This is a genomic window from Endozoicomonas numazuensis (assembly GCF_000722635.1).
Taxonomy (GTDB): domain Bacteria; phylum Pseudomonadota; class Gammaproteobacteria; order Pseudomonadales; family Endozoicomonadaceae; genus Endozoicomonas_A; species Endozoicomonas_A numazuensis.
Genome location: NZ_JOKH01000003.1, coordinates 554,322 through 579,065, shown reverse-complemented (window position 1 = coordinate 579,065; position 24,744 = coordinate 554,322). Strand labels below are relative to the sequence as shown.

22 protein-coding genes are annotated in these 24,744 nt (G+C 47.9%); 13 read left to right on the top strand and 9 right to left on the bottom strand.

The window, feature by feature from the left end:
- Positions 1 to 293: 293 nt before the first annotated feature.
- From gap to GZ78_RS15245, 6 genes are all read left to right on the top strand, one after another.
- Complete coding sequence (gene gap / locus GZ78_RS15270) at positions 294 to 1,301, top strand: type I glyceraldehyde-3-phosphate dehydrogenase (protein WP_034837662.1); 1,008 nt, start codon at positions 294 to 296, stop codon at positions 1,299 to 1,301.
- A gap of 413 nt (positions 1,302 to 1,714) precedes the next feature.
- The gene (gene pyk, locus GZ78_RS15265; RefSeq protein WP_034837659.1) at positions 1,715 to 3,151 is read left to right on the top strand and encodes a pyruvate kinase; all 1,437 of its coding nucleotides are present in this window, start codon (positions 1,715 to 1,717) and stop codon (positions 3,149 to 3,151) included.
- Between the two features lie 172 nt (positions 3,152 to 3,323).
- A complete protein-coding gene (pfkA, locus tag GZ78_RS15260) occupies positions 3,324 to 4,304 on the top strand; it encodes a 6-phosphofructokinase (RefSeq protein ID WP_034837656.1) in 981 nt (326 codons plus the stop codon).
- Positions 4,305 to 4,438: 134 nt separating this feature from the next.
- Positions 4,439 to 4,945 (top strand): PTS glucose transporter subunit IIA, encoded by a 507-nt coding sequence (gene crr, locus GZ78_RS15255; RefSeq protein WP_034837653.1) that lies wholly within the window; start codon positions 4,439 to 4,441, stop codon positions 4,943 to 4,945.
- A gap of 301 nt (positions 4,946 to 5,246) precedes the next feature.
- Complete coding sequence (locus GZ78_RS15250; RefSeq protein ID WP_152558759.1) at positions 5,247 to 5,948, top strand: hypothetical protein; 702 nt, start codon at positions 5,247 to 5,249, stop codon at positions 5,946 to 5,948.
- A 303-nt stretch (positions 5,949 to 6,251) separates the two neighbouring features.
- Positions 6,252 to 6,989, top strand: coding sequence for a copper homeostasis protein CutC (locus tag GZ78_RS15245; RefSeq protein WP_051786220.1), 738 nt, complete (start codon positions 6,252 to 6,254; stop codon positions 6,987 to 6,989).
- 173 nt (positions 6,990 to 7,162) lie between these two features.
- Here the strand turns inward: GZ78_RS15245 and ptsG are convergent, their stop codons facing one another.
- Complete coding sequence (gene ptsG / locus GZ78_RS15240) at positions 7,163 to 8,596, bottom strand: PTS glucose transporter subunit IIBC (RefSeq protein WP_034837647.1); 1,434 nt, start codon at positions 8,594 to 8,596, stop codon at positions 7,163 to 7,165.
- A gap of 622 nt (positions 8,597 to 9,218) precedes the next feature.
- On the opposite strand from ptsG, the gene GZ78_RS15235 reads away from it, so the two are divergent.
- The gene (locus GZ78_RS15235) at positions 9,219 to 9,554 is read left to right on the top strand and encodes a hypothetical protein (protein ID WP_034837644.1); all 336 of its coding nucleotides are present in this window, start codon (positions 9,219 to 9,221) and stop codon (positions 9,552 to 9,554) included.
- Positions 9,555 to 9,625: 71 nt separating this feature from the next.
- Here the strand turns inward: GZ78_RS15235 and GZ78_RS15230 are convergent, their stop codons facing one another.
- The 5 genes from GZ78_RS15230 to GZ78_RS15210 all read right to left on the bottom strand — a co-directional run bounded on the left by GZ78_RS15230 (position 9,626) and on the right by GZ78_RS15210 (position 15,481).
- Positions 9,626 to 10,993, bottom strand: a complete 1,368-nt coding sequence (locus GZ78_RS15230; protein WP_034837642.1) for an OprD family porin — start codon at positions 10,991 to 10,993, stop codon at positions 9,626 to 9,628.
- Between the two features lie 466 nt (positions 10,994 to 11,459).
- Entirely contained in the window at positions 11,460 to 12,218 is a 759-nt protein-coding gene (chbG, locus tag GZ78_RS15225; protein WP_034837640.1) for a chitin disaccharide deacetylase, read from the bottom strand.
- A gap of 106 nt (positions 12,219 to 12,324) precedes the next feature.
- On the bottom strand, positions 12,325 to 13,638 hold the full coding sequence (locus GZ78_RS15220; RefSeq protein ID WP_034838434.1) for a 6-phospho-beta-glucosidase: 1,314 nt from the start codon (positions 13,636 to 13,638) through the stop codon (positions 12,325 to 12,327).
- A gap of 291 nt (positions 13,639 to 13,929) precedes the next feature.
- Positions 13,930 to 14,934, bottom strand: coding sequence for a LacI family DNA-binding transcriptional regulator (locus tag GZ78_RS15215; RefSeq protein ID WP_034837638.1), 1,005 nt, complete (start codon positions 14,932 to 14,934; stop codon positions 13,930 to 13,932).
- A 235-nt stretch (positions 14,935 to 15,169) separates the two neighbouring features.
- Complete coding sequence (locus GZ78_RS15210) at positions 15,170 to 15,481, bottom strand: PTS lactose/cellobiose transporter subunit IIA (RefSeq protein WP_051786219.1); 312 nt, start codon at positions 15,479 to 15,481, stop codon at positions 15,170 to 15,172.
- A gap of 898 nt (positions 15,482 to 16,379) precedes the next feature.
- Here GZ78_RS15210 and GZ78_RS15200 point away from each other — a divergent pair.
- The 5 genes from GZ78_RS15200 to GZ78_RS15180 all read left to right on the top strand — a co-directional run bounded on the left by GZ78_RS15200 (position 16,380) and on the right by GZ78_RS15180 (position 21,638).
- Complete coding sequence (locus GZ78_RS15200; protein WP_034838431.1) at positions 16,380 to 17,285, top strand: TIGR01777 family oxidoreductase; 906 nt, start codon at positions 16,380 to 16,382, stop codon at positions 17,283 to 17,285.
- A gap of 464 nt (positions 17,286 to 17,749) precedes the next feature.
- The gene (locus GZ78_RS15195) at positions 17,750 to 18,712 is read left to right on the top strand and encodes an ABC transporter ATP-binding protein (protein ID WP_051786275.1); all 963 of its coding nucleotides are present in this window, start codon (positions 17,750 to 17,752) and stop codon (positions 18,710 to 18,712) included.
- Positions 18,709 to 19,488, top strand: a complete 780-nt coding sequence (locus GZ78_RS15190) for an ABC transporter permease (protein WP_051786218.1) — start codon at positions 18,709 to 18,711, stop codon at positions 19,486 to 19,488. The genes GZ78_RS15195 and GZ78_RS15190 overlap by 4 nt, the downstream gene beginning before the upstream one ends.
- Positions 19,489 to 19,782: 294 nt before the next feature.
- Entirely contained in the window at positions 19,783 to 20,670 is an 888-nt protein-coding gene (queF, locus tag GZ78_RS15185; protein ID WP_330217614.1) for an NADPH-dependent 7-cyano-7-deazaguanine reductase QueF, read from the top strand.
- A gap of 215 nt (positions 20,671 to 20,885) precedes the next feature.
- Positions 20,886 to 21,638, top strand: coding sequence for a hypothetical protein (locus GZ78_RS15180; protein ID WP_034837633.1), 753 nt, complete (start codon positions 20,886 to 20,888; stop codon positions 21,636 to 21,638).
- Here GZ78_RS15180 and GZ78_RS15175 read toward each other — a convergent pair.
- Positions 21,588 to 22,982, bottom strand: coding sequence for an adenylate/guanylate cyclase domain-containing protein (locus GZ78_RS15175; RefSeq protein WP_051786274.1), 1,395 nt, complete (start codon positions 22,980 to 22,982; stop codon positions 21,588 to 21,590). The genes GZ78_RS15180 and GZ78_RS15175 overlap by 51 nt on opposite strands.
- 417 nt (positions 22,983 to 23,399) lie before the next feature.
- On the opposite strand from GZ78_RS15175, the gene GZ78_RS15170 reads away from it, so the two are divergent.
- Positions 23,400 to 23,972, top strand: coding sequence for a nitroreductase family protein (locus GZ78_RS15170; protein ID WP_034837631.1), 573 nt, complete (start codon positions 23,400 to 23,402; stop codon positions 23,970 to 23,972).
- Positions 23,973 to 23,993: 21 nt separating this feature from the next.
- Here GZ78_RS15170 and GZ78_RS15165 read toward each other — a convergent pair whose 3' ends face one another.
- A complete protein-coding gene (locus GZ78_RS15165; RefSeq protein WP_034837629.1) occupies positions 23,994 to 24,443 on the bottom strand; it encodes a YcgN family cysteine cluster protein in 450 nt (149 codons plus the stop codon).
- Positions 24,440 to 24,736: a YcgL domain-containing protein gene (locus tag GZ78_RS15160; protein ID WP_034837627.1), complete on the bottom strand. Its 297-nt coding sequence runs from the start codon at positions 24,734 to 24,736 to the stop codon at positions 24,440 to 24,442. The genes GZ78_RS15165 and GZ78_RS15160 overlap by 4 nt, the downstream gene beginning before the upstream one ends.
- Positions 24,737 to 24,744: the final 8 nt, after the last annotated feature.

The window sequence follows — 24,744 nt, the reverse complement described above, 5'->3', positions numbered from 1 at the left end:
AGTGTGCGATTTTGTGTGTCTTGTTGAGCATATTTGTAACGTCGTTCCAATCCCGTGTCAACCCCTGGCAGTTCGATAGGGATAACTTTTGTTGTATTCCCTGAATAAAAGTGTCCTTTGGTGTGACTGTTTGTTGGGCGGGATGATTAATTCTGTCGATTGTTGAATGTGCCTGTAAACCCTTGTGTAGCAAGGTGTCTAGGTATTTTCACGAAGCTGAATTCACACTGAAAATCCTATTTACTAATGAGGTAGCGGGCTACCCCGCTGTGACTAAGGGTATTGGAGACGTCATGATCAAAATCGCAATCAATGGCTATGGTCGTATCGGTCGCAACGTTCTGCGTGCACTCTACGAAGCAGGTCGTCGTGAAGAATTCCAGATTGTTGCTATCAACGACCTGGGGGATGCGAAAATCAATACTCACCTGACCAAGTACGACACTGTACATGGTCGTTTCGACGCTCAGGTTGAAGAAGGTGAGGGTGCACTGTTCGTCAATGGCGACGAAATCAAGACTTTCTCTGAGCGTGATCCATCTAATCTGCCGTGGGCTGCTCTGGGTGTAGACGTTGTTTTTGAATGCACCGGTGTGTTCCGTTCCAAGGAAGCTTGCAAGCCGCACCTGGATGCTGGCGCCAAGAAAGTCATCATCTCTGCCCCGGGCAAAGAAGTAGACGCTACCATCGTTTACGGTGTTAACCATGACACACTGACTTCTGACATGACCGTTATTTCTAACGCTTCATGCACCACCAACTGCCTGGCCCCCATCGCCAAGCCTCTGAACGATGCTCTGGTTATTGAAAAGGGTCTGATGACCACTATTCACGCCTACACCAATGACCAGCGTCTGAGCGATGTTTACCACACTGACCTGTATCGTGCCCGTGCTGCTGCACAGAACATGATCCCAACCGCTACCGGTGCAGCTGCAGCAGTAGGTCTGGTTGTTCCTGAGCTGAAGGGTAAGTTTGACGGTATGGCGGTTCGTGTACCTACCATCAACGTATCCCTGGTTGACCTGAACTTTGTAGCCAGTCGTGAAACTTCTGTTGAAGAAGTTAACGAAATCATCGCCACAGCTTCCAAGTCTTCCGAAGCAATGGGCAAGGTTCTGCATGTGAATTATGAGCCTCTGGTTTCCATGGACTTCAACCACTGTCCATTCTCTTCCAGCTTTGATGCGACCCAGACTCGTGTACAGGGTAACCTTGTGAAGGTTATGTCCTGGTATGACAACGAGTGGGGCTTCTCCAACCGTATGTTGGATACAGCCAAAGCTCTGCTGAGCGCCTGAACTCAGGTCCTTGAAAAGCCTCACGGATGTGAGGCTTTTCAGATGGGGACTGGTACTCTGAAAAGAGGGTGCTGGCAAGCAGCAAAAAGAAGAAGGTGTATGAGTGGTTAGCCGAGAATGTACAGATTCGGTGAATCTCCGGGATGTCGAGAAATAGCATGCCAACTATACTGGATCCAGATTGGCATGCTGGTTTCTTAGGGTGCACATTCTTCTTTTTGCTGCTTTATCAAGATCGAACAGATGTAGGAACTACGGCAGGCGTTTACCTTAATGAGGTTGGCACACGTCGATCGTTTCTCACTTAAAAACTGTTGTCACACTGCCGTATGGCATTTATGCCTCGGTCGACTCTCCATTCAAGTAGTTTCATCGTGCTGGGTCGATTCGTGGCGAATTCGCGAGAGGATATCATGCTCAGACGCACAAAAATCGTTGCCACACTCGGACCTGCCACAGAATCCGAAGAACAGCTCACCAAGCTGATTGAAGCCGGTGTCAACGTTGTTCGACTGAACTTCTCCCATGGTGATGCCGATGATCACCGCATCCGCGCAGAGCGCATTCGCAGTATTGCTGCTCGTCTGGGGCGCAGTGTTGCGATTCTAGGGGATCTGCAGGGACCCAAAATCCGTATCGGTCGCTTCCAGAATGGCAAGATTATTCTGCCAGATGGTGCAGACTTCATTCTGGATGCTGAGTTACCTATTGATGCGGGTGATGAGACTCAGGTTGGCCTGGCTTACAAAAACCTGCCGAATGACTGCAAGGTAGGTGACGTGCTGCTGCTTGACGATGGTCGTCTGAGTTTGCAGGTAAAAGCTATTGAAGGTTCCCGTATCGTAACCACAACGCTTGATGGTGGCGAACTGTCCAATAACAAGGGGATCAACCTGGCCGGTGGTGGTCTCTCTGCTGATGCTCTGACTGAAAAGGATAAGGAAGACATCAAGCTGGCTGCTTCTCTGGGTGTTGATTTCCTGGCCGTTTCCTTTGTGCGCAGTGCCGCTGACGTTGAGCTGGCGCGCAAACTGTTGGGTGAGGCGGGTGGTAGTGCTGCCATTCTCTCCAAGATTGAACGCGCTGAAGTAGTACAAAGCCACGAACTGCTGGAAGAAGTTATCAAGGCTTCTGACGCGGTAATGGTGGCTCGCGGTGATCTGGGCGTTGAAATCGGTGATGCTGAACTGATCGGCGTCCAGAAACAAATGATCAATGTTGCCCGTCGTCTGAACCGTCCTGTCATTACGGCTACTCAGATGATGGAATCCATGATCCACAATACTCAGCCAACCCGTGCTGAAGTGTTTGATGTGGCCAATGCGGTTCTGGACGGTACTGATGCAGTGATGCTGTCTGGAGAGACGGCGACAGGCAAGCGTCCACACGAAGTTGTTAAGGCTATGGCCCGTATCTGTCAGGGTGCTGAAAAATACCCTGAAATGATTTCAGGCAGCAGCCTGGACAAGGCTTATGCGGGTGAAACCGATGCCGCCATTGCTCTGGCGGCCATGCATGCTGCCAACAGTCTGGAAGGCGTCAAGGCTATTGTCTGCCTGACCAAGACCGGCGCTACACCATTGTGGATGTCTCGCGTTAATACAAGCCTGCCCATTTTTGCACTGACTCGTTACAAAACCACTGAGCGTCGCGTTGCTCTGTTCCGTGGTGTTGAGTCTGTGGCTTTTGACAGTGGCAGCAAGTATGGCTCTGAAGTGAACGATCGAGCCATTGCAGAACTGAAAGAACGTGGCCTGCTGGAATCCGGTGACCGTATTATCCTGACCAAGGGTGAGTCAGGTGAAGTCGAAGGCGGCACTAACACCATGCAGATTGTTACTGTTAAATAGCCATGAGCGTTTAAATAGCCATGAGCGTTTAAATAGCCATGAGCGTTTAATAACGGTTTATCATTTATGGGATAAACCGTTATTTATGGTAAAGAATTCAGTCAATACAGGCGTGTTGTTTGAGCGGCATGCCTGATGCTTCCCCTGATGGGATTTAGGAGACGAGCAGATCATGGCAGAACTGAAAAAAGTCGGTGTGCTTACTTCAGGTGGCGATGCTCCGGGCATGAATGCAGCCATTCGTTCCGTAGTTCGCAGCTGTATCTTTTACGGCATTGAGCCGGTCGCCATTCATGAAGGGTACAAAGGCCTGATTGATAACGACCTGGAAATAATGAATGCGCGCTCAGTGGCCAATATAATCAATCAGGGGGGGACTTTCCTGAAGTCTGCCCGCTGTCAGGAATTTCGTACTCCGGAAGGTCGGGCCGCTGCTTATGAAAATGCCAAAGCGGCAGGGCTGGATGGTCTGGTGGTCATTGGTGGTGATGGTTCTTTCACCGGAGCCATGCTACTAGAGAAAGAACATGGGCTTCCGTGTATTGGTGTTCCTGGCACTATCGATAACGATATCTTCGGAACCGACTTCACCATCGGCTATGACACCGCACTGAATACGGTTGTAGAAGCTATTGATAAGATTCGTGATACGGCGACTTCTCATAATCGCCTTTTCTTGATTGAGGTCATGGGTCGAGATGCTGGGTTTATTGCCTTAAATGCAGGTATTGCAGCAGGTGCAGAAGAGATTCTGATTCCTGAAGATCAGAAGCCTATTGATCAGTTGATGGACTCCCTGGAAAACAGTGGCAGGGCGGGAAAGACGTCCAGTATTGTTGTGGTATCAGAGGGTGACAAGTCTGGAGGCGTGTTTGAGCTGTCTCGGGCGGTGGAGGAAAACTTCCCGGCCTATGAAGTCAAAGTGACGGTACTGGGTCATATTCAGCGTGGTGGTAAGCCAAGTTGCTATGACCGTGTTCTGGCCAGTCGACTGGGAGTAGCTTCTGTTGAAGCCTTGCGTGATGGCATTAGTGGTGTAATGGTCGGTGTTCGTGATCAAAAGATTGTTCAGACGCCACTGGAAGAAGCGATCAGTAAGCATAATGCGATTGACAGTAATCTGTTGAAAGTGGCGGATATTGTTACCGTATAAAGGATACACAGCCACTGAAGTTTAAACGCTTCAGTGGCTAATCCGGAAAGGAATCGGGAGTTTCAATCAGGTCGACTGGCCTGATTTTCAAAGGGCTCCTAAAATCAATGCGTTCGAAGTAAAAGGTGAAAGCGATGGGCCTTTTTGACTCTCTCAAGAAAAGTATGGGGTTGTCTGCTGATCAGGGAACTGTGATCAAAGCGCCACTGACCGGTGAAGTCGTACCCATTGAAGAGGTGCCCGATCCCGTATTTGCCGACAAAGTAGTGGGTGATGGCATTGCCATTAATCCTACCGGTAAGGTGATGGTTGCACCCTGTGATGGTGAGATTGGCAAGATCTTTGAAACCAATCATGCTTTCAGTATGGAGACTCCTAGTGGGGTTGAGCTGTTTGTTCACTTTGGCATTGATACGGTTGAACTTAAGGGCGAGGGGTTCAAACGTATCGCTAGCGAAGGTCAGCAGGTCAAAGCTGGCGATCCGGTGATTGAAGTGGACCTGGACTTACTGAAAGAAAAAGCCAAGAGCATCATTACTCCGGTTGTTATCTCTAATATGGATGACGTGGCTTCTCTGGAAAAGGCTTCGGGTTCAGTGATTCAGGGCAGTGATGATTTACTGATTGTTAAAATGAAGTAATGTTCTGACTGGTTCAGATGGACTGTTATTTTCGAAAATAAAGTCTGTCTGGATCTTGAAGCCGGTGCTCTGCCGGCTTTCAATATTCCCGCTTTCCCGCTTTCCCGCTTTCCCGCTTTCCCGCTTTCCCGCTTTCCCGCTTTCCCGCTTTCCTGTTACTTCTAATGGTTAGAGTTTCGCCCTAACCGCTCTGTTAGTGATGTTTTTCTTTCCTTCTTCTAAGCTGTCGGCGATTGAATCGTCTAGGAAGGCCATGGTCTTACTTTGTGAAGGTCAAGAGGTTCAGACTGAAGGAGATGTTATGAAAGGAATTTTAATACTTATTGCGCTAGTGATTACCGGCTTCCTGCTGTTGATTTATTCATTCAAGGTGTTCTCACTGTCCCAGGAGGATAAGAAAGAGACAGAGAAATTACAGGTAGTCATTGAACAGCTTGATTCTGTTCGAAGAGAGGCGGTTTACAAGTATCTGGATGGCGGCCCTTTGCTACAAGGGAACAGTTATCGCTCTTATGATCAGTCACGGCGAGCTCGCCTTAACCAGATGTCCCATCAGGAGCTGGTGGCAACACTCAAGCAGTTGGAATCAAAGCAAATTGAGCAGGCAGCCCGGTTGGCTGGTATTGCTATCAAGCCAGATGAAAAGAAAGATCAGACAAGAGAAAGTACAGGTTTTGATGCAACTGTAAGAAGAGGCTCAGATTCCGGGAAAACGGGAGCTAAAACAGCCTGTTCTTCCTATATGGCGTCTTATTGTGAGGATCTCCTTAAGCATCAACCGGCGGGGCAACGCTTCGATGATATGCCACACTCTGTGCCTGATTTTGTTGATCCAAGCCATGAAGAATATACCGTTACAATACCTCCTGTTATCACAGGCGGCCAGCCAAAAAATGTGAAGGTCAGAGTCAGTCCGGGAAAGATGGAGTTGCTTAAACAGAAGCAGAGACTGGATAAGATTCTGATCGATGACGTACTTCGCATGACAGGTAAGCTTCCTTGATCCTGTTGCTGTAAACATGGCTACAGGGTCTGATAGAGCTGCCTTTTCATAGTCAACAAGTGCAGCTCTGATTCAGAGTTGTCAGCATCTCATTAACTCCCCAAGAATCTCTATATCTATTGATTAGTTTTGTGCGCCCTCCTTTGTAAAGAGTATGTTTTTCTGTGCTATCTGTGAGAATCTGTTTATCGTTGTCAGAGTTCTCCTGTCTATGACTTCAGTCACAAAGAGAAGCAGGACAGGCTTCTATAATAGGTTCTTAGTGTCGTTTTTATTTCGCTATGGGCATCCAGGAGTTATACCTTGCCAATCCCTGTTGAGATTTGCGTCAACAGTCTGAATCCAGACTATGTTTATCGCTCTGTTGCAGCGGCCTACGAAGGAGGAGCATCACGAATAGAGTTGTGTGGTGACATGTCGGTCGGAGGTACTACACCCGCTATGGCGCACCTGGAAGCGGCCAGAAAGGCATTTCAGGATCGTTGTGGATTGCTCTGCATGATTCGCCCCCGTGGTGGTGACTTCTCTTTTGGAACCGAAGAAGTTGAGCTAATGGAGCAGCAGATTTCCGATGCGGCTTTGGCTGGAGCAGATGGTGTTGTTATTGGTGCACTTCAACTCCCCGGGAATACCATTAATCGAGATGTGTTGGGCCAGCTGGTAGACACTGCAAAAACACGTAATCTGTCAGTGACGTTCCATCGTGCACTGGATGCTACGCCCAATATGTTTGAGAGCCTGGATGTCCTGATTCAATACGGCGTTGATCGTATATTAAGTAGTGGAACAGCCTGGGGGTCTGCAGATGGCGCTTTTGAAGGGGTTAGAATGCTTGAGCAGCTGATGCTCAGGGCTAAAAACCGGCTGGAGCTGGTGATAGGAGGGGGAGTAGGCCCTGAAAATATCAGTAAGATTCTTCAGCAGTTATCCGTAGAAGATCATTCAACCAGTGTTCACGCATACAGCAGTGTTCTGGAAGAGGGAGAGGTGTCTGTGGAGAGAGTCCGTTCCCTCTGCGCAGCGGTAGAATCTTATCAATGATTCTGACTGGATTTATACCAATCGTGCTTTCTAACTACCGTAATGAGCATGGCAAGCTGGACGGCAGAACAAGGCGGAACGACGAGTAATAGCTAGCTATTGCGAGGAGTTCCAACGCAGGGCTGGTGTTCAGATTGCCAGCGCAATAGCGTAGTTAGAAAGTACGATTGGTATTACATGGCCTTAATGGCTTCTTCCATCTCAGTCCGAATGTTATCGGACTGAGTACCAAAAATAGCCTGCATATTCTGGCCTACCACCACTACGGCGGTAGCTCCCAGTTGTTTAATCGCATCCTGGTCAACATCGTCAGGGTTGTTGACCGTGACTCTCAAGCGAGTGATACAGGCATCCAGGTTCTTGATATTTCCCTTGCCTCCAAAGGCCAGAATAAGGTTTCTGGCCAGGTCGCTGGAAGCGACCACTTTGGCTACAAGTTCAGTTTCGTCTTCACGTCCCGGTGTTTTTAGATCCATCAAGGTGATCATAACTCTGAAGATGACATAGTAGACCACCGCGTAGATCAGCCCAAGGCCAATTATCCAGGAAGGTTTAGTCGCTATACCGTAGTAGAGGGCATAGTCGATCAGGCCATTGGAGAATGACATGGCCATTTTGATTTCAAGATAATTGGTAATGGCGTATGCCAGTCCAGCCAGGAGCGCGTGAATGACATACAGTACCGGAGCCACGAATAGAAACGAGAACTCTATGGGTTCTGTGATGCCTGTCAGTAATGAGGTCAGTGCTGCTGAGATCATCAGACCAGCAGCCTTATGTTTGTTTGCCGGCTTGGCACAATGCCAGATGGCAATGGCGGCGGCGGGCAAACCGAACATTTTGAAAAGATAGCCGCCTGCGAGGAATCCTGCTGTAGGGTCACCTGCGAAGAAGCGAGCTATATCGCCGGTATAAACATTACCTGATGGATCAATAAATTCGCCCATTTCCATCTGAAAAGGTACGTTCCAGATGTGGTGCAGGCCAAATGGAATCAGGCCGCGTTCAATCACACCATAGACAAAGCCTGCCATAACCGGATTTTCAGTCACAGACCATTGTGAGAAGGCATCAATACCATCCTGAATAGGAGGCCAGATATAGCTCAGGATAATCCCCAGAAAGATAGCCCCGATGGCTGTGATGATAGGGACAAACCGCTTTCCGGCAAAGAAGCCGAGATAATCCGGTAGTTTGATCTTGTAAAAGCGGTTAAAGAATGAGGCCGCCATGATGCCAACAATAATCCCGCCGAAAACCCCCGTCTCAATTGTGTCAATGCCCATAATCGAACTGGGTTCTACCTCCAGTTCTGCGGCCATGACGCCCATCGTGCCAAGCATGACCACATAGCCAACGGTGGCTGCAACGGATGAGACTCCGTCGTTATCGGTGAGACCGATGGCGGTGCCGATGGCAAAGATGATAGGCAGGTTTCCGAATACCATGCCTCCGGCCTGAGCCATGATGCTTGAGACCAGGTCTGGAATAAAATCGAAGCCGGCACTGCCTACACCCAGCAGTATCCCTGCAACAGGTAGTACGGCTACAGGCAGCATGAGTGCCCGACCTATCTGCTGAAGTGTGCCGAATGCAGATTTGAACATTGGGGAGACTCCGGGGAGAAGATTCTAAACAGAGAGCAAATTGATGGTTTATGAATTCATGGAATAATAGACCAAACCACCGTGAGCGTAGGAAAACATTTGTCTGATTAAGGTCTGTTGAGATTTTGTTTGCGACTGGGCTCGAAAGCAAAACCTCAACAGCTACCAGAAGAAAAGGCATGTCAATGGATTGAAAATCACGGGAATGATTGAGTCTGGTTCGTGATATTGTTAGTGGGCCTGATTTATCAAGGTATTAAAGACTTGGCGGATGGAAGAAGTCGTCAACGATTCTGATGTCAAATGATCACGCTTCAACAGATAAAATCATTCAATAAGTGTCATATTTTCGCGCTTTTTATTTGTTATAACTAACTGAATTATAAGAGTTTTATTGAATTTTTCTGAGGATGGCTTTTTATTTGTGATCTCTGACTTGAGTAGGGATCTTAAAATAGAGCTGCCAGCATTGTTTCTTAGAGCATTAAGTAATGAGCAAGATCGGAAACTCTATTTCGAGCTATGTAGGATCTAATGGCTTTGTCGCACAGACACCTAATATGAGTTTTATACAGCCACTGGTTGGGCTGTGCGTCTGAATACTTATTTCAAGGAGATAAACATGCTGAAGAAAACCATCAAAATGAGTGCTGCTGCAGCCCTGACAGTGTTTGCAATGGCTGCCTCTGCTGCTGACCTGGATGTATCTGGCAGTATGTTTGGCAACATGGCTAATGTGAATGTTATGAGCCAGGGTCAGCCTGTATCAGTTGGACAGGTTATGGTGATGGACATTAATGGTAATGTTGTTGGTCAGGGGGATGTTGACGAGACAGGCCGAGCCCATGTCATTCTGCCTTTCAGCAGTGGCATAGGAACCTGGAAAGTAGTGGCGGTGAGTGGTGGTTTGGAGCAGAGCGGCATGATTGTCAATCCAGGTCGGGTTGGACACAGATAAACAAATTCTTCCTGACGGGATAAAAAAACGGAGCCAATCGGCTCCGTTTTTTTATCCCGGGTTGCTCCTGATTATTCTTTGATGCTGAACGGCATGCTCAAGATCAGTTTGAAGTCGGTTTCATCCTGGAAGAGGTTGGTATAACCATTCCAGGCAGGGGCATCTGTGTCGTTAAAGTACTGAGTAAAGTGCAGTCCAATGGTGGCACCTTTAAGGGCTCCATTCTGGATAGAGTAGTTTGCAAACAAACTGTAGGCATATTCTTTGAGATCATCATACCCGGTTGCCTTGGAGCCAAAGCCGTATGCGCCGCTGATGCCGGCACTGAAGCCAGGGGCATCGATATCTGAAAAATCACGACTGGCAGAAAGAAAGAATGCCAGCTCTTCATCGTGGTTAAAATCAGAGCGGTTATTCCACCAGATGTCGTAAGCACCATTCGACCCGCCAAATTGTTTAGTGAGTCGATAGGTGAAGTTTTCTGACACGCCTTTTACTTTTGATTCCGCAGATGTGTAGGTTGCTTCAGCTCTATAAGAGTATTGACCTGAAGACATGCTTGTCAGCAGAGCAAGCTGGAAGGCAGTGGAGTCATACTGTTCATCATCACGGGTAACGTAAAGCTGAGGCGACCAGTTCAGTCCGCCAGCAGATTCGCCCTTTAGTTTGATATGGGCATTTTTCCTGTCGCCATCGGTCAGCGCACCATAGCCGACATCAATGGCAAGACCATTTTCCAGTGTGTAGCGTGCACCTGTTGAATAAACCTCGCCCGCATCTTTGTTAAGCGTGGTTCTGAACTCGTAGTCGTCTTTATACCAGGGAGCCTTGTATTGGTCCGCTACTACCAGACCGAGTGAGAGTCCGCTGATCGAGGTGCCAATTTCACCACCGCGATAGGTTCCTGGTGCAAAAGACCAGTTAACACCCAGTGTACTGGGTACCGATGGCTGGAAATAACCCAGTTTAGCAGTGCTGCTCTCTCCCAGTTGGAATTTCAGAGCTGCAGTTCCAAGGGAAACTCCGTTTGCATTACAGTCAGTCCAGATATTTGTACATTTGTCATCTTCCGGCTTCTTGTCATAGGGGTTATCAATATTCCAGAAGTTCATTTCATGGTCAGCGCTTGCGTCTTGCCACATGTCATAGGTCGCATACACCATGGCGTCCAGGCCAACAAAATTATTGATGTAACCAGACTGAAAGCTGAGGTTGGCAAAAGCAGAGCCGTGATCAAGGTTGCTTGTTTTAGAGGTGTCTTTGCCGTTTGCATCGGTGCCTGCACGATCCCGGTCACGCAGAAAAAAGTTTACACTGCCGCTAATGGATGAGTCTGAGAAGAAAGGCGAGGCTTCATCTGCAGATGCGGCTGATGATGCAGAAAAAGCAACAACTGTACTGACGGCTGCACTCAGCAGTGACCTGGTCAAGATTTTCATTATTGTTGTGTCCCTGTGTATGTCTTATTGGTGTGAGTTTCTCTCAGGGGCCTGTTTGCAGAATTGCTACTGGGGCAGTTTGATTGAATTCACTTTGTTATTGGACGGCATACCTGTACGACTGAATCAGAGAATGAAACCGGTTACATGTGATTATTATTGTGCTCTATTTTCAGATCTTTGCTGTGACAGGGTTCACAAAAATGTCATCTCCATGAAATAAAAAGGAACTTTTCAAGAGGCGTTATCCACAAGACTGGAGAGACAGATTTATGCTGGTTGCAGGGCGAAGTGCTTTCGCTGAAAATGCAGAGAAAGTCTGGATTAGACGGCATTTGATGTGTTTGTCTGGCTCCTGGTGCAGCCAAACGTTATACCTGATACCGTTTGTACTGAAGCCTGTCGAAGTGCATCATCAGCATCCTTCGACAGGTTCTGGATTTTAGGCTGGACTGTCTGTTCCCGGTCAGCCTGCTAGCTGTGTAACGAAATCGTAGTCCGTCAGTTCCACTCCGCGCTCTGCCAAGGCTCGCTTAACCGAGTCAGAATTGAGAATCTCAGTTTCTCTGACACGTTGAATGCAGTACGAACTCATTTGATACAGAGCGGGGTCAATGTAAGCGGGATGACACATGACTTCCAGAATGCAGTTTTGACCCTGCCTGGCAATTTCCCTGTCCACGATATCCAATAACATGGATTCGCTGACATCACCGTAAAACTCATCGCTGAAACGATAGCTAAACTCACCGATTCTGGAGACTTCTTTTGAGTCCACAGTTCGTAGAGGAATAGCCAGTTCTTTGGCAATCTTTTGTACTACCGTGTAGGCAGCGGGATGTCCATAGCAATGATGATGACTGTCAAGATGGGTTGGCTTTAAACCCAGTGACAGGAAGCGATCAATTTGCGCGCGGAACTCTCTTTCAACTTCTTCAGGACAGATGTTTTCATTGCCATAAAAATCAGTCTGATTGTTGAATTGCCCAGCCTCATTCGTCAGTGTTTTCAGACCTGAGCACAGCGATTGACCAGCAGTGAGTCGAAGGTGAATACCGATTTTCAGGCCTGGGTTGACTCTGGCAAGTTCAACAGCATGGGTTTCCCCTGGCATGCCTACCATCATGGTGGTAGAGCGAACAATGCCGTTCTGATAAGCGTCAATGATGCCGTAATTGACCCCTTCGCTCAGGCCGTAATCATCAGCGTTGGCAATCAGTTTCATGACTTCTCCTGTGATAGCAGATCGGCGATCACATGTTCTTCTCTAGAAAACAGTTGTGACTTCCCGGTGAGTGTACCGGGAAGTGTGCTTCAGTTTGCAACCTGAATTATTTTTTCAGGTCAAACTGTGGCAGGTAGTCAGCGTTCTGTTCCAGAATGTCATCCAGAATAGACTTGGCAATCTTGGCACTGGGGATCAGAGGGTTAGCGGTCAACGCTTGCAATGCCTTGCTGTAGTCACCATGAACAGCCGCTTCAACTGCAAGGGATTCATAGGATTTGACTGCACGGGCGAGACCAATCTGATTGTCTGCCAACGCGCCCATTGAAATCGGGTGGGCACCACCGCTGTCGATAACAGAGCTGATTTCTACAACGCAGTCGTTGGGCATGTTGCTGATGGCACCGTTGTTAACGGTATTGACAACATTGATCATACCGGTGTCATTGTGCAAGGAATCAACCAGATTCAGGGAAACGTCGGAGTAATAAGCCCCTCCGCGCTTTTCCAGCTGCGGGGGTTTGATGTCCAGATCAGGGTCGCGGTAGAGCTCAAACAGTTCTTCTTCGGTTTTCATAACCTGCTCTGCGCGAGTCCCTTTTGACTTGGCGGCTTCCTGTTCTTCTGCCAGCATCTCGTCCTGCATATAGAAGTAACGGTGGTAAGGGCAGGGGATGACGCCCAGGCCGCGCAGGAAGTCAGGATCCCAGGGAGATTCATGAATATTGTTCATATTCATATGGGCGCCGTCGCACAGTTTTTCAATCAGGTCGCCGGTAATGTCTTTGCCATCGAGGCGAACGTCGCTCATCCATACCAGGTGGTTCAAGCCAGCAAAGGTGGTTTTGATGCGGTCAAAATCAACATTGAACGCTTTTGCAACATCGTGATGCATGTGAATTGGGACATTACACAGGCCAAGAGCTTTGACTTTGGTGTATTTGCTGATGGCCTCAGTCACCATGCCTGCGGGGTTGGTGAAGTTAATCAGCCAGGCTTCCGGAGCCAGCTCTTCAATGTCGCGACAAATATCGAGAAGTACTGGGATGGTTCTGAGTGCTTTAGCCAGTCCGCCAGGGCCGGTAGTTTCCTGGCCAATGACATTGTATTGGAGAGGGATGCGTTCATCGCGTGCGCGTGCAGCCAGGCCGCCAACGCGCAGCTGGGTCATGATAAAGCTGGCATCTTTGATGGCTTCACGACGATCCAGAGTGGCGCGTACAGTAATATCCAGTCCGGCCTTGGAAACCATACGCTGAGCCAGGCGTGTAACAATTTCAAGCTTTTCGCGGCCGGCGTCAATATCCACCAGATCAATCTGGGCTACAGGCAGGCGATCGGCTCTCTTGATCACCCCTTCAATCAGTTCTGGTGTATAACTGCTGCCACCACCAATGACGGCGAGTTTCAGTTTTTTCATCTGTATACCTTCACTTCCGACTGCTGCCACTCTCTGCCTGCATAATGATGAATCGGCAGGGGCTATGGCTGCAGAATGTCTTTGCTATGAAAATGCAGCCATATCCGGATTGCAGCTATTTCTAATCATTCATGATGAGGCTGCATTTTCGGCTCATGGCTGAATTTCGGCTCATGGTTGTATTTAGGCTCATGGCTGTTGGTTTCGGACAGCAGTCGCTTCAGGCTTTGCAAAGCTCTTGTTGTGAGCCAGCAGACACAGACTACGGGCAGAAGACTGTCTGACCGAAAACTATTTGAGTTTCCTTACTGAATGTCTCAGGCGCAGTTCACCGTCAAAATGCGTGTGCTCTGGCCTGCTAAAACCTTCCTCCCTGAGTCGGTTCATTAAAAGTGTGCCCGCTACGCTGGCCATCTCAGTTACCGGGAAATGCAGTGCGGAAACATGTGGAGTCAGAAAAGTACACAGATCCACACTGTCATAACTGATCAGGGAAACGTCTTCGGGTACACGAATGTTGCTTTCACGAAAGGCGTCCATACAGCCTGCTGCCATTTCTTCACTGCAGGCATAGACGGCGGTAAACGGTTTACCGGTTAGCAGCAGTTGCTTGGCTCCGTCATATCCGGCCTCCCTCGTATAATTGCCTTCTGTTACAAGGTCCATGTCTAAAGCAATATCGTGACGGGTCAGGGCATTGGCGTATCCCTGAAAACGTTCTTTTGCCTTGGATTTGGTCAGTTTCCCTGCCAGGCAGGCAATACCGGTGTGACCGTTTTTCAATAGAACTTCTACAGCGCTGTCGCTGGCCTTGATGTGATCGAAGGTAATGCAGCGATCGGACAGCGCATCGACATAGCGATCCAGAAGTACAAAGGGAGGCGCCGTTTCAGCAATGGTAATCAGTTCCTCATCGCTCAGGTATCGCACATGAAGTAGCAGTCCATCGACTCTCATGTTGATCAGATAGTCGATTGCGGCTCGCTCACTTTCTGCGCTGTGTTTGCCCTGGGTGACAATCATTACTTTACCGGCAGAATCCACAACCTGTTGAACTTCAGCCATCAGGTCACCAAAAAAACCCCCTCGGAAAGATGAGATCATCAAGCCTATGGTGTTGGTGGTGTTGCTGGCCAGAGACTGAGCGACAGGGTTGGGACGGTATTTCATTTCGTCCATAGCGGCTTTCACCCGCAGGCGAGTTGACTCGGTAACCTGTCCGGTGTTGTTCAGTACTCTCGAGACCGTAGCCCGGGAAACTTTTGCTCGCTCAGCGACGTCTTTTATTGTTGCCATTAGTCCAATCCTGCGTGAAAAGCTGCCTGACCCTTCTCTTCACGACTTTCTTGCGCTACGGGCATGCGAAGTCCGGATCATTGTGTGTTGCAGCCTGAATGTCTTTGTCTGCAGCTATGCGTGAGAGAATCTCGATGCCTGGAAGTGAAAGCTTTTTCCACGGGCTCATGGTGATCGATGAAACACCATGAGAAAAAGGCAAATTCTCTACAAAAATGCTGTGATCCGGCCATTATTACTTCTGATCGACTTTTTTGTGAAGTGTTATCAACTCCTGAACCATTTCCTGAGCCAGCATGGACGTCATTAAATGATCCTGAGCATGAACCATGACCAGGGTCATTGAGGTCTTGCCTTCGCCCTGATCTTCCTCAATCAGCTGGGTCTGAACCCGGTGTGCCCCTTTGGCAGCTTCTTGAGCGTGAGCCATCATTTCTTCGGCTCCTTCGTAGTCTCCGGCTTTTGCCTTAGACAAAGCTTCGTAAGCGCAGCTGCGAGCCTGGCCAGAGTTAATGATAATCTCCATTACAGCGGACTCTAGATCCATGGTGATACTCCTGTCTGGTAAACGGTTAGCCGGAGAGCATCCGGTGACTTTACTGAAATAGCCTTAAAGGCGTCTGAAAAATAACGTTCAGCATTCAATAAAATAGTGATGAAACTCAGTCTACATTGTGTTGTTTCTAGATGAAACCGGTTACTGAAACCGGTTTCATTATGGTTGACATAAATCAAAAAACCAAGCTAAGGACTCCGTTACTGAGAAACCTGTCACAAACAAACCCATGTCTGGTATTCAGGGCTGCGTATAGTGTCAGTGAACGTCTAGAACAATAGTCAATGGTATGTACCCATCACCATTGAAGATGTGAGGTTGTTGGCTGCGCTCCCTCACCTCAATCAATCAATCACCTACTACCCGTAGGCTCATGGGGCTTCGCGAGCTTGCCGCCTACTCACATCTCTAATGGTAACGGGTACAGGTGTCGCACATTGCCTCAGTGGGAAGCGAGAGTTTTGATGAGCTTGCTCGTACAGAAAGTGATCGCAACTCGTTCAGGCTCAGAGAGCCTGAAAGAATTGAGTTTATGTCATTGAAAAAGCGGTACTGCCTGTCAGTTCAGATAAGGGTAAACCGAGGTTTGTTGATCTGGATCAAAATAGCCGTATCGGAAAATACGTATTATGAGGTCACTTAGGCAAATTAATAAAAACAGCGCCAGGGAATTCAAGGATATAAAAAAGAGAAGCGGGAACCAGTGATAAGCCAGCCAGTCAAATACCCGGGTCTGAGGGGACCCAGGGTATTTTTTTTATGTGAAAAATTGTTTCAGACACTCATGGCTGTTTATTATGAGGTATTGGCTTTTCTTTTCATAAAGCTGACGAGGTATTCCCACTCTTTTCAAGGCAACTTTCAATGCAACTTTCAGGGCTTGTATACCATGCAGATACTGATTACCGGGGGAACAGGGTTTATTGGCCGGCGGCTGGTAGCGAAACTCCTGTCAAAAGGTCATCGGATGACAGTATTGAGCAGGCAGGATGCAAAAGAAGTTCGTCGTCTTCTCACTAGTGAAGTGAAACCGGTAAAGTCGTTGTCGGCAGTCAATCCTTCTATTGCCTACGATGCGGTGATCAATCTGGCAGGGGAGGGTGTTATGGATGAGCGATGGACGCCCTCCAGAAAAAGACAGCTGTTGGAGAGCAGGGTTACTCTGACTTCTGAGCTGGTTGATCTGATCGAGCGAATGGAGAATCGCCCGCGTTGTCTGATCAGTGGTTCAGCCATTGGGTTTTATGGCGGCAGGGATGATGCTACCCGATTAGATGAGTCTTCTGATCCTGGAGACGATTTTGCGGCCGGGCTTTGTGTTCGGTGGGAACAGGCGGCAAAGCGTGCAGAAGGTTTGGACGTCAAGGTGTGTCTGGTCAGAACCAGTGTGGTTTTGCATCCTGAAGGCGGCGCCATGCATGAAATGCTACCACCTTTTCGGTTGGGAATAGGTGGCCCGCTAGGTTCTGGTAAACAGATGATGTCGTGGATTCACATGGACGATATGGTCAATGCGCTGTTGTTTTTACTTGAAAAAGAGTCAGTACAAGGCATTTTTAACGCTACCGCTCCAAAAGCCGTCAGTAATAAAGAGTATTCAAAGGCTCTTGCCGCCTCCCTCAATCGTCCTGCCTTTCTAACCATGCCAGCCATGATTCTGAAATTACTTTTGGGGGAATCTTCCGAGATGGTACTGAAAGGTCAGAATGTCTATCCAGAGCGTCTGTTGGCAGAAGGTTTTCAGTTTACCTACCCACAATTACAACCTGCACTCACCCAGTTGATCGATGCCTGACAAGAAAAAAATGATCTAAAAATGCCGTTTAATTGTTCATTTTATAATAGAATGATTCTCTTTTTCATTTTGGGAGGGGGTTGAGCATTCAGTTCAATCTTCTTTCAACCATCCTTCTGTTGGGTATACCACTTCGTTCAAGAGAGTGAAGCCCGCTATGTCGCAAAGAGGGTGTTAAGACCCCCTCAATGTAAGTACTGACAGCCATGAGCAGCAGGATGTCTTTCTATTCCCTGATGATGGAAAAACGGTCACAGTTACAGTGTTGACTGGACGCCTCTCTTTCTCTCAACGGGGTATGCAAAGAGAGAAAAGAAAGCAGCCATGAGTGAAGAGAATCATTTCGTCACCTTTGGGTGATGAAATGATTTTCACTATTAATGATTTTCACTATTAAAGTACGAGTGAAACTGTGCAGCATCACTGCAGGAATGGAGATACTGCATACTACGGATAATGAAAGCATGACCCAGGCACTGGAAATACAGGATTTACGAAAACAATACGACAATGGTTTTCAAGCCCTGAAAGGGATTGATCTCTCTGTTGCAGAAGGGGATTTTTATGCCCTGCTGGGGCCTAATGGTGCCGGTAAATCGACCTCTATAGGCATTATCTCTTCTCTTGTTCGCAAGAGTTCTGGAAAGGTTTCAGTATTTGAGCATGATATTGATACAGACCTTGTTAAGGCTAAACGGATGCTGGGCGTCGTTCCCCAGGAATTTAACTTTAATCAGTTTGAAAAAGTTGAAGATATCATTGTAACGCAAGCCGGTTACTACGGCATTCCTGCGAAAGAAGCACGTAAGCGTGCTGAGAAATACCTGAAACAACTGGGTCTTTGGGACAAGCGACATAACATCTCAAGAATGTTGTCCGGTGGTATGAAACGCCGCCTGATGATTGTCAGGGCTCTGATTCATCAACCCAAACTGCTCATACTGGATGAACCGACTGCGGGTGTTGATATTGAGTTGCGACGTTCTCTCTGGGATTTTTTGAGAGAAATTAACGAGCAGGGCACCACGATTATTTTAACTACCCATTATCTGGAAGAAGCCGAACAGCTCTGTCGTAATATCGGTATTATTGATAACGGTGAGATTGTTGAAAATACCAGCACCAAGGCGCTGCTGAGTAAACTTCAGCAGGAGAGTTTTGTTTTGGATCTTAATGAGCCCATTAACGATCTTCCGACTTTTGTCGGTTATTCTGTCAAGAAAATAGACAGCTACAGCATAGAGGTTGAAGTTGGAAAAGATCAGGGCGTTAATGACCTGTTCCAGCAGCTGAGTGAATGCCGTATAGAAGTGGCCAGTATGAGGAACAAGTCCAATCGACTGGAGGAGCTGTTTGTCAGTCTGACTTCTGACAGTCCGGCAACAACCAGCAGCAGTGCAGCCGAGAAGGGGAGAAGCGCACAGTGAGTGAATGGAAGTATAATCTGGTTGCGTTTAACACCATTTTCAGCAAAGAAATTCGTCGTTTCATGCGTATCTGGCCACAGACGTTGTTGCCGCCGGCTATCACAATGTCTCTGTATTTCGTTATTTTTGGTGCTGTGATTGGCTCCAGAGTAGGTGAAATGGGAGGCTTTGATTACATGACTTTTGTCGTACCAGGACTGGTTATGATGGCGGTTATTACCAACAGTTTCAGTAATGTGGCTTCCAGTTTCTTCAGCAACAAGTTTCAGAAGAGTATTGAAGAACTGCTGGTGTCGCCAGTACCAAACTGGATTATTCTGGCTGGATACACCATGGGTGGTGTTGTCAGGGGATTATATGTAGGTGTCCTGGTGATGCTGCTGGGGGCGTTCTTTGTGGAGCTTCAGGTGCATCATATTCTGATTACTTTACTGGCAGTGTTTCTGACCGCTACTCTGTTTGCACTGTGTGGCTTCATTAATGCCGTGTTTGCCAGAAAATTTGATGATGTAGCCATCATTCCAACGTTTGTATTGACTCCGCTCACCTATCTGGGCGGTGTATTCTACTCTGTGGATGTTCTTCCTGAACCCTTCCGGTCTGTATCTCTGCTGAACCCGATTCTTTATCAGGTGAATGCTTTTCGTTACGGCATTCTGGGGCAGGACAGTGGCATCAGTATTGGCTGGGCTTTTGTTGTTATGACTGTAGCTATTGTCATAATGGCGACCTGGGCTCTGCACTTGTTGAGAGTGGGTAAAGGCCTGAGAAACTAAGCAAGTCATTGAGCCTGTCGAAGTGCATTACCAGCACCCTTCGACAGGCCCGGGGTGAACGGGGGGTAGGGTAATTATTGCCTGACCGCATGGGTTCATTTTTGTAAAAGTCCGGATTCCTCCTGACTCTATGTTCTCTTCTATCTTTTCTGGACGCGAGAGTATTCTTCTGCATCCATGAGCGCTTTCCGCTCTGGCAGCTTTTGCCTGATCTGCGTATGATTCCACGATTTTTCGATCTACTCTTCAGGGTGCAAACGTAGTCAAAGTTGCCTTGAGGTGCTGCTTTCTGACATGTTCTGGATTGAATGGGTTATCAACTCATGGCGTCAGGCAGAGTTTTATCAGAGTGAAAATATGAGCGAATTAGTGAATGCTTCCCCATTGGGGAAAAACAGTGAGTACCCGTCTGAGTATAATCCGGAGCTCTTGTTCCCTATTCCCCGAAAGGAGAAGCAGCTGGAACTGGGTCTGGACCCGGAAAATCTACCTTTTGTAGGCAGTGACGTCTGGTATGGCTATGAACTGTCCTGGCTGGACAGTAAGGGCAAGCCGTTGGCCATGATAGGCCGCTTCGAGTTGCCTTGTAACTCTCCCAGTCTGGTTGAATCCAAGTCGTTCAAACTCTATTTGAATTCATTCAATCAGTCTCAGTTTGAATCGGTTGCTCATGTTCAGGCCGTTATGGAAAAGGACCTGAGTCAGGCGGCAGGCGCACCGGTCAGAGTGAAGTTGATGACCGTTGCTGAGATGGAGGCTTTTGGATTCAAGCCAGCACCCGGTACGGGGGTTGATGAGCTGGATGTGACGATTGATTGTTATGACTATTCTCCCGATCTGTTGCAAAGAACGGAAGGTGATAGAGAAGAGACCATTCACTCTCACCTGTTAAAGTCCAACTGTCCGGTGACCGGGCAGCCAGATTGGGGCACAGTGGTTGTTCAATACAAAGGTGAAGCCATCAGTCATGAGTCGTTCCTGAGATTCATCTGTTCATTCAGAGGGCACCAGGAGTTTCATGAGCAGTGTGTAGAAAGGGTGTTCACAGAGATTCAGGCACGGTTCAAGATGGAATCACTGACGGTTTATGCCCGTTATGTTCGCCGGGGAGGTCTGGATATTAATCCATGGCGCAGCACTCATCAGGCAGAACAGGATGACTTGCGTCTGATCAGACAGTAAACGGGCCTATTAAACGCCGGGAATAGTCTATTATTTTACCTGTGTAAAAAAATGGTTTATGCCCGGTGCCGTTCTCCTGCAGACAGTTTGGTTTTGCTCTTACACTTCTTGCTCTGTTGTGTTGTTTTCCTGCGTCGGCTACAAAGACCTATACAACGCACTTATCCAATCTGGCTATCACCCGAACCTTTACTGTGGAATGGCAGAATCAATGCATGGCAATGGATCGTCGGGGTATGAGAGATGCCAGTCCTTCCCAGGTGCTTTCCACAGTGTTACTCCAGCGACAAGGATGGGCTCGTCAGGGTAACTATGGAGCGCTCACTGGTTTGGAATATTTCACGGGCCAGATGATGCAGTATGATCAGACATATCGCTTTCAGGTTGATGCGTTTAATCAGGCGAGTGTTACTGGCAGCAGTGCATTATGGTTGTCTCAACATTTTATTTCAGGAGGCGCAATCAATACTCAGCAAACAAACCTGTTGTTTGTACCTGAATTGTTTGGCCAGTTATTACTTCAGTTTCATCAGGTTCATGTTATAAGTGATCAGCAAAATCAACCCGTTTGGCTGGTGCATGTCCATCTCCCTGAATCTGCCAGCACTACAATTCCTGTTACTTTGAAAGTGTTTCATAACGCTGATGGGAATGTTCAGATAAGTGCCTATGACGGTTTTTTAACGTCCGCTTCAGATAGTTTGCCTGCCGTTTACACCGTGTTTGAAGAAATGAGTCATGAGGATCTGGCTGAGCAGGAAGGTCAAACGGTACAACTGCAGGATGAGGCCTCTGGATTAGCCGACGGTATAGGTACTCTGCAAATTCATGACGAGGAGAAGAAAAGTGATGAAGGTAAACCACCATGGATGTCAGAAGACTATACGCCATTAAAAAGAAATATGTGGGTGTGTTGCTTAGCTGTTGTCTTCTGTCATAATTTCTCGCTCAAGTTTCTGAGCCGCTAACTTCAGGTTTCGTATGATCTCTTTTCTATCTTTATGATCTATCGTGTCCCCATCTACATAAATTGAAAACCCTTTGGCTTCGTAATCCATATAACTTTGTTTCTGGCCTAGATTACGACGGAAATCCAGAACCCGGTAACAGGGAACAGAACGACTGAATCCTTTTACTCTGAGTACGCCGACTGACTGACAAAGTATCACTTCCTTGACCAGCGACCATGTTTCATGAGAGATCAGGACCTGATTGGCATCGGCCTGACTTTCCAGGCGACTGGCCAGATTCACTTCCTTGCCGATCAGGGTGTAATCCATTCGGTTCTCGGCACCAAAATTTCCTACTGTGCAATAGCCTGTATTGATCCCCATGCGAATTTCCAGTGGTCGTTCAATCCCCTGCTTACGCCATTGATGACGTAGAACCTTCATGTGGCGTCGCATGGCGATCGCCATTGAAACTGCCGCCAGAGCATCTTTTTTGGGACCTCGGGTGCGGGGGTCACCGAAGAAAATCATAATGCTGTCGCCTACAAATTTGTCGATAGTTCCGCCGTACTTAAGCGCTATTTTCGACATCTCGGTCAGATACTGATTCAGCATATCCGTCAGGGCTTCTGGCTCGAGTTCTTCAGACAGTTCCGTAAATCCCTTGATATCGGAGAAGAAAACAGTCAGTTTTTTTCTCTGGCTTTCCAGTTTTGCACTTTTTCGTCCGACAAAAATCGAGTGCCAGACTTGAGGAGAAAGGTATTTGGTCAAGCTGCTGGCCAGAATGGTGTATCGACGCTGTTGGGCTTTTGCCTTGTCTCTGAGGTCCACAAAAACCTTGTGTTTTTGTCGTATGATCCAGGCAAGGTAGAGCATATAAATCATGACAGAGAGCGCAGACACAAGGGTGAAAGTAACAGGCATAGGCCTCATCAGAGGCTGGGGAAGAAGGAAGTAAGTGACACCTCCGGACGCCAGCATCAGAACGGGAATCACGGCCAGAGAAATCAGACCATAGCGAATGATGCCACTGCACATCAAAATCATACTGAATAGCATGGACTCTACAGGAGGCAGGCCTGCTGCAATCAGAAAGATGCCTGCATTCATGGAGTCGACCACCAGAGAGGCTGGCTTATGCTTTTTGGGGTAAAGCTGATTCAGGAAAAAAAACAGTAGAGTGGCAATATGTGGGTAGACAGCAGCATAGACCCCAAAGAAAATCATATGGCTGGGGAGCGTGTCCTTGTAAATCCCGAAACCGATGCTCAGGGCGACCAGAGTATAAGCCAGAACCCTGGCCTGATAATCTCTACCGACAGGACTGTGTAAACTGCTGAAGATTGCTTGCTTCGCCATTGCACCCCTGGCACTTATTTTCCCATGGAAACGTTCGGAGTCACTCACATTGGCGCACTTCTCGCTCATGGATGTTTTCTTATTGTCATGCCTTAAAATACAGTTCAGGCGGGTTAATTCATCATACCCGTGTTTCAGGATGTCTGGAATTTCCTGTCGTCCCGGACAGGTCTTTGCCAGAGGCATTGACTATAACACTATCATTCTTTGCTGGAAAATAGGCTGAATGAAGGTGGCAGTAATAGCGGGTCGTATCCGCTCTAGCAGTATCCGCTCTAGCAGTATCAGTCATTTGCTCAGCTCAATGGGTAAAAACGCTGGCAAGATAGGATAGCCCAGTAATACCATTGTCTATCAAACTATCACAATGCAGTCGCAGTTTTCCCGTTCGAGCCCTATTTTAAGGATTAATGGTTCATGGACAATCAATCTATGATTATGGAGTCGCTGACTCAACGAGTTTCGCGTCCTGTTCTGACTGACCCCGGCCCTGACGCTGAACAGTTAAGAATGATATTTAAAGCGGCGCTGAGAGCACCTGATCATGGCAGACTCAGACCTTGGCGCTTTTTAACCATTACAGGAGGTGCCAGGCTCAAACTGGGTGAACTGTTTGCACGCTCTGCTGTGGCAGAGCAGCCTGACCTTTCTCCTGACGCGGTAGAGCGATTGAAAGGCCTGCCATTGCGTGCACCGGTTCTGATTGCATTGATCTGTAATTTACAGGAACACCCGAAAGTTCCAGAGCTGGAACAATATCTTTCTGCCGGTGCCGCCGCCCAGAATATTCTGCATGCAGCTTTTGCCCAGGGGGTGGGGGCTATGTGGCGAACGGGTGCTGTCTCATATTACTCTGGCACCGCAAAAGGTTTGGGTCTTTCAGACAATGAACGACTGTTAGGGTTTATTTACCTGGGGACGCCCACAGGACCCACAAAGAAAGTGGATGAGCTCAATCCAGCAGACTTTGTTGCTCCCTGGAAAGGATAAAGTTAACCGTTATCTGTGAGCTCACGGGTCAATATTTTGAAGGGGGATAATGTAATCCTCCCAGTCTTCTTCTGGCACTGTTGTTTCTGATTGTGCGAAAGCCCTGACTGAAATACCAGCATGGTGAATACTGTCAGTCTCGCCTGATACCAGAGGGTGCCAATCGAAGAGTGGTTTGCCTTCGGCCAGCAGGCGATAGGCGCAGGTATCTGGCAGCCAGTGGAAATGGGGAATATCGCTCACGGTTAGCTTTAGACACTCGGGCACCTTTTCTTTGCGGTGTGCGTAGTCTGAGCACTGGCAACTGGCGATATCCAGCAGCTGGCAGGCCAGAGAAGTGTTGTGAACCTCCCCTGTGTCCTCATCTTCCAACTTTTGCAGGCAGCAGCGACCGCAGCCATCGCAGAGACTTTCCCACTCTTCGGGGGTCATCTGATTAAGGGATTTGGTCAGCCAGAAAGGAGTCGTCATACCGGGTCGTTAAAGCTCAGCAATTCTTCAGGAAGGTGCTGAATATAGTCTTCTTCGGCAGGAGGCATCTGTAAGTAAAAGCCCTTCTCTTCAATCTCTGAGATCACCTGTTCAACGTCAGCTCTGGCCAGTTTACGTTCCGGTGTTAACAGTACATCCATCACATGGGTCGCTTTACCGAAGGCCTGGTGAAGTGCTTCAGGGACTTTTTCCAGTTGATCGCGTTTTTCGACGTAGAGATACATCTCATTGCGCTTACTGCTTTTGAAAATGGAGGCAATCAATTTAGACATAATAATAA

Coding starts and splice junctions, on each gene's coding strand:
- gap (WP_034837662.1), top strand. CDS start 294: ATGATCAAAATCGCAATCAATGGCTATGGTCGTATCGGTCGCAACGTT.
- pyk (WP_034837659.1), top strand. CDS start 1,715: ATGCTCAGACGCACAAAAATCGTTGCCACACTCGGACCTGCCACAGAA.
- pfkA (WP_034837656.1), top strand. CDS start 3,324: ATGGCAGAACTGAAAAAAGTCGGTGTGCTTACTTCAGGTGGCGATGCT.
- crr (WP_034837653.1), top strand. CDS start 4,439: ATGGGCCTTTTTGACTCTCTCAAGAAAAGTATGGGGTTGTCTGCTGAT.
- GZ78_RS15250 (WP_152558759.1), top strand. CDS start 5,247: ATGAAAGGAATTTTAATACTTATTGCGCTAGTGATTACCGGCTTCCTG.
- ptsG (WP_034837647.1), bottom strand. CDS start 8,596: ATGTTCAAATCTGCATTCGGCACACTTCAGCAGATAGGTCGGGCACTC.
- GZ78_RS15235 (WP_034837644.1), top strand. CDS start 9,219: ATGCTGAAGAAAACCATCAAAATGAGTGCTGCTGCAGCCCTGACAGTG.
- GZ78_RS15230 (WP_034837642.1), bottom strand. CDS start 10,993: ATGAAAATCTTGACCAGGTCACTGCTGAGTGCAGCCGTCAGTACAGTT.
- chbG (WP_034837640.1), bottom strand. CDS start 12,218: ATGAAACTGATTGCCAACGCTGATGATTACGGCCTGAGCGAAGGGGTC.
- GZ78_RS15220 (WP_034838434.1), bottom strand. CDS start 13,638: ATGAAAAAACTGAAACTCGCCGTCATTGGTGGTGGCAGCAGTTATACA.
- GZ78_RS15215 (WP_034837638.1), bottom strand. CDS start 14,934: ATGGCAACAATAAAAGACGTCGCTGAGCGAGCAAAAGTTTCCCGGGCT.
- GZ78_RS15210 (WP_051786219.1), bottom strand. CDS start 15,481: ATGGATCTAGAGTCCGCTGTAATGGAGATTATCATTAACTCTGGCCAG.
- GZ78_RS15200 (WP_034838431.1), top strand. CDS start 16,380: ATGCAGATACTGATTACCGGGGGAACAGGGTTTATTGGCCGGCGGCTG.
- GZ78_RS15195 (WP_051786275.1), top strand. CDS start 17,750: ATGACCCAGGCACTGGAAATACAGGATTTACGAAAACAATACGACAAT.
- queF (WP_330217614.1), top strand. CDS start 19,783: ATGTTCTGGATTGAATGGGTTATCAACTCATGGCGTCAGGCAGAGTTT.
- GZ78_RS15180 (WP_034837633.1), top strand. CDS start 20,886: ATGGCAATGGATCGTCGGGGTATGAGAGATGCCAGTCCTTCCCAGGTG.
- GZ78_RS15175 (WP_051786274.1), bottom strand. CDS start 22,982: ATGGCGAAGCAAGCAATCTTCAGCAGTTTACACAGTCCTGTCGGTAGA.
- GZ78_RS15170 (WP_034837631.1), top strand. CDS start 23,400: ATGGACAATCAATCTATGATTATGGAGTCGCTGACTCAACGAGTTTCG.
- GZ78_RS15165 (WP_034837629.1), bottom strand. CDS start 24,443: ATGACGACTCCTTTCTGGCTGACCAAATCCCTTAATCAGATGACCCCC.
- GZ78_RS15160 (WP_034837627.1), bottom strand. CDS start 24,736: ATGTCTAAATTGATTGCCTCCATTTTCAAAAGCAGTAAGCGCAATGAG.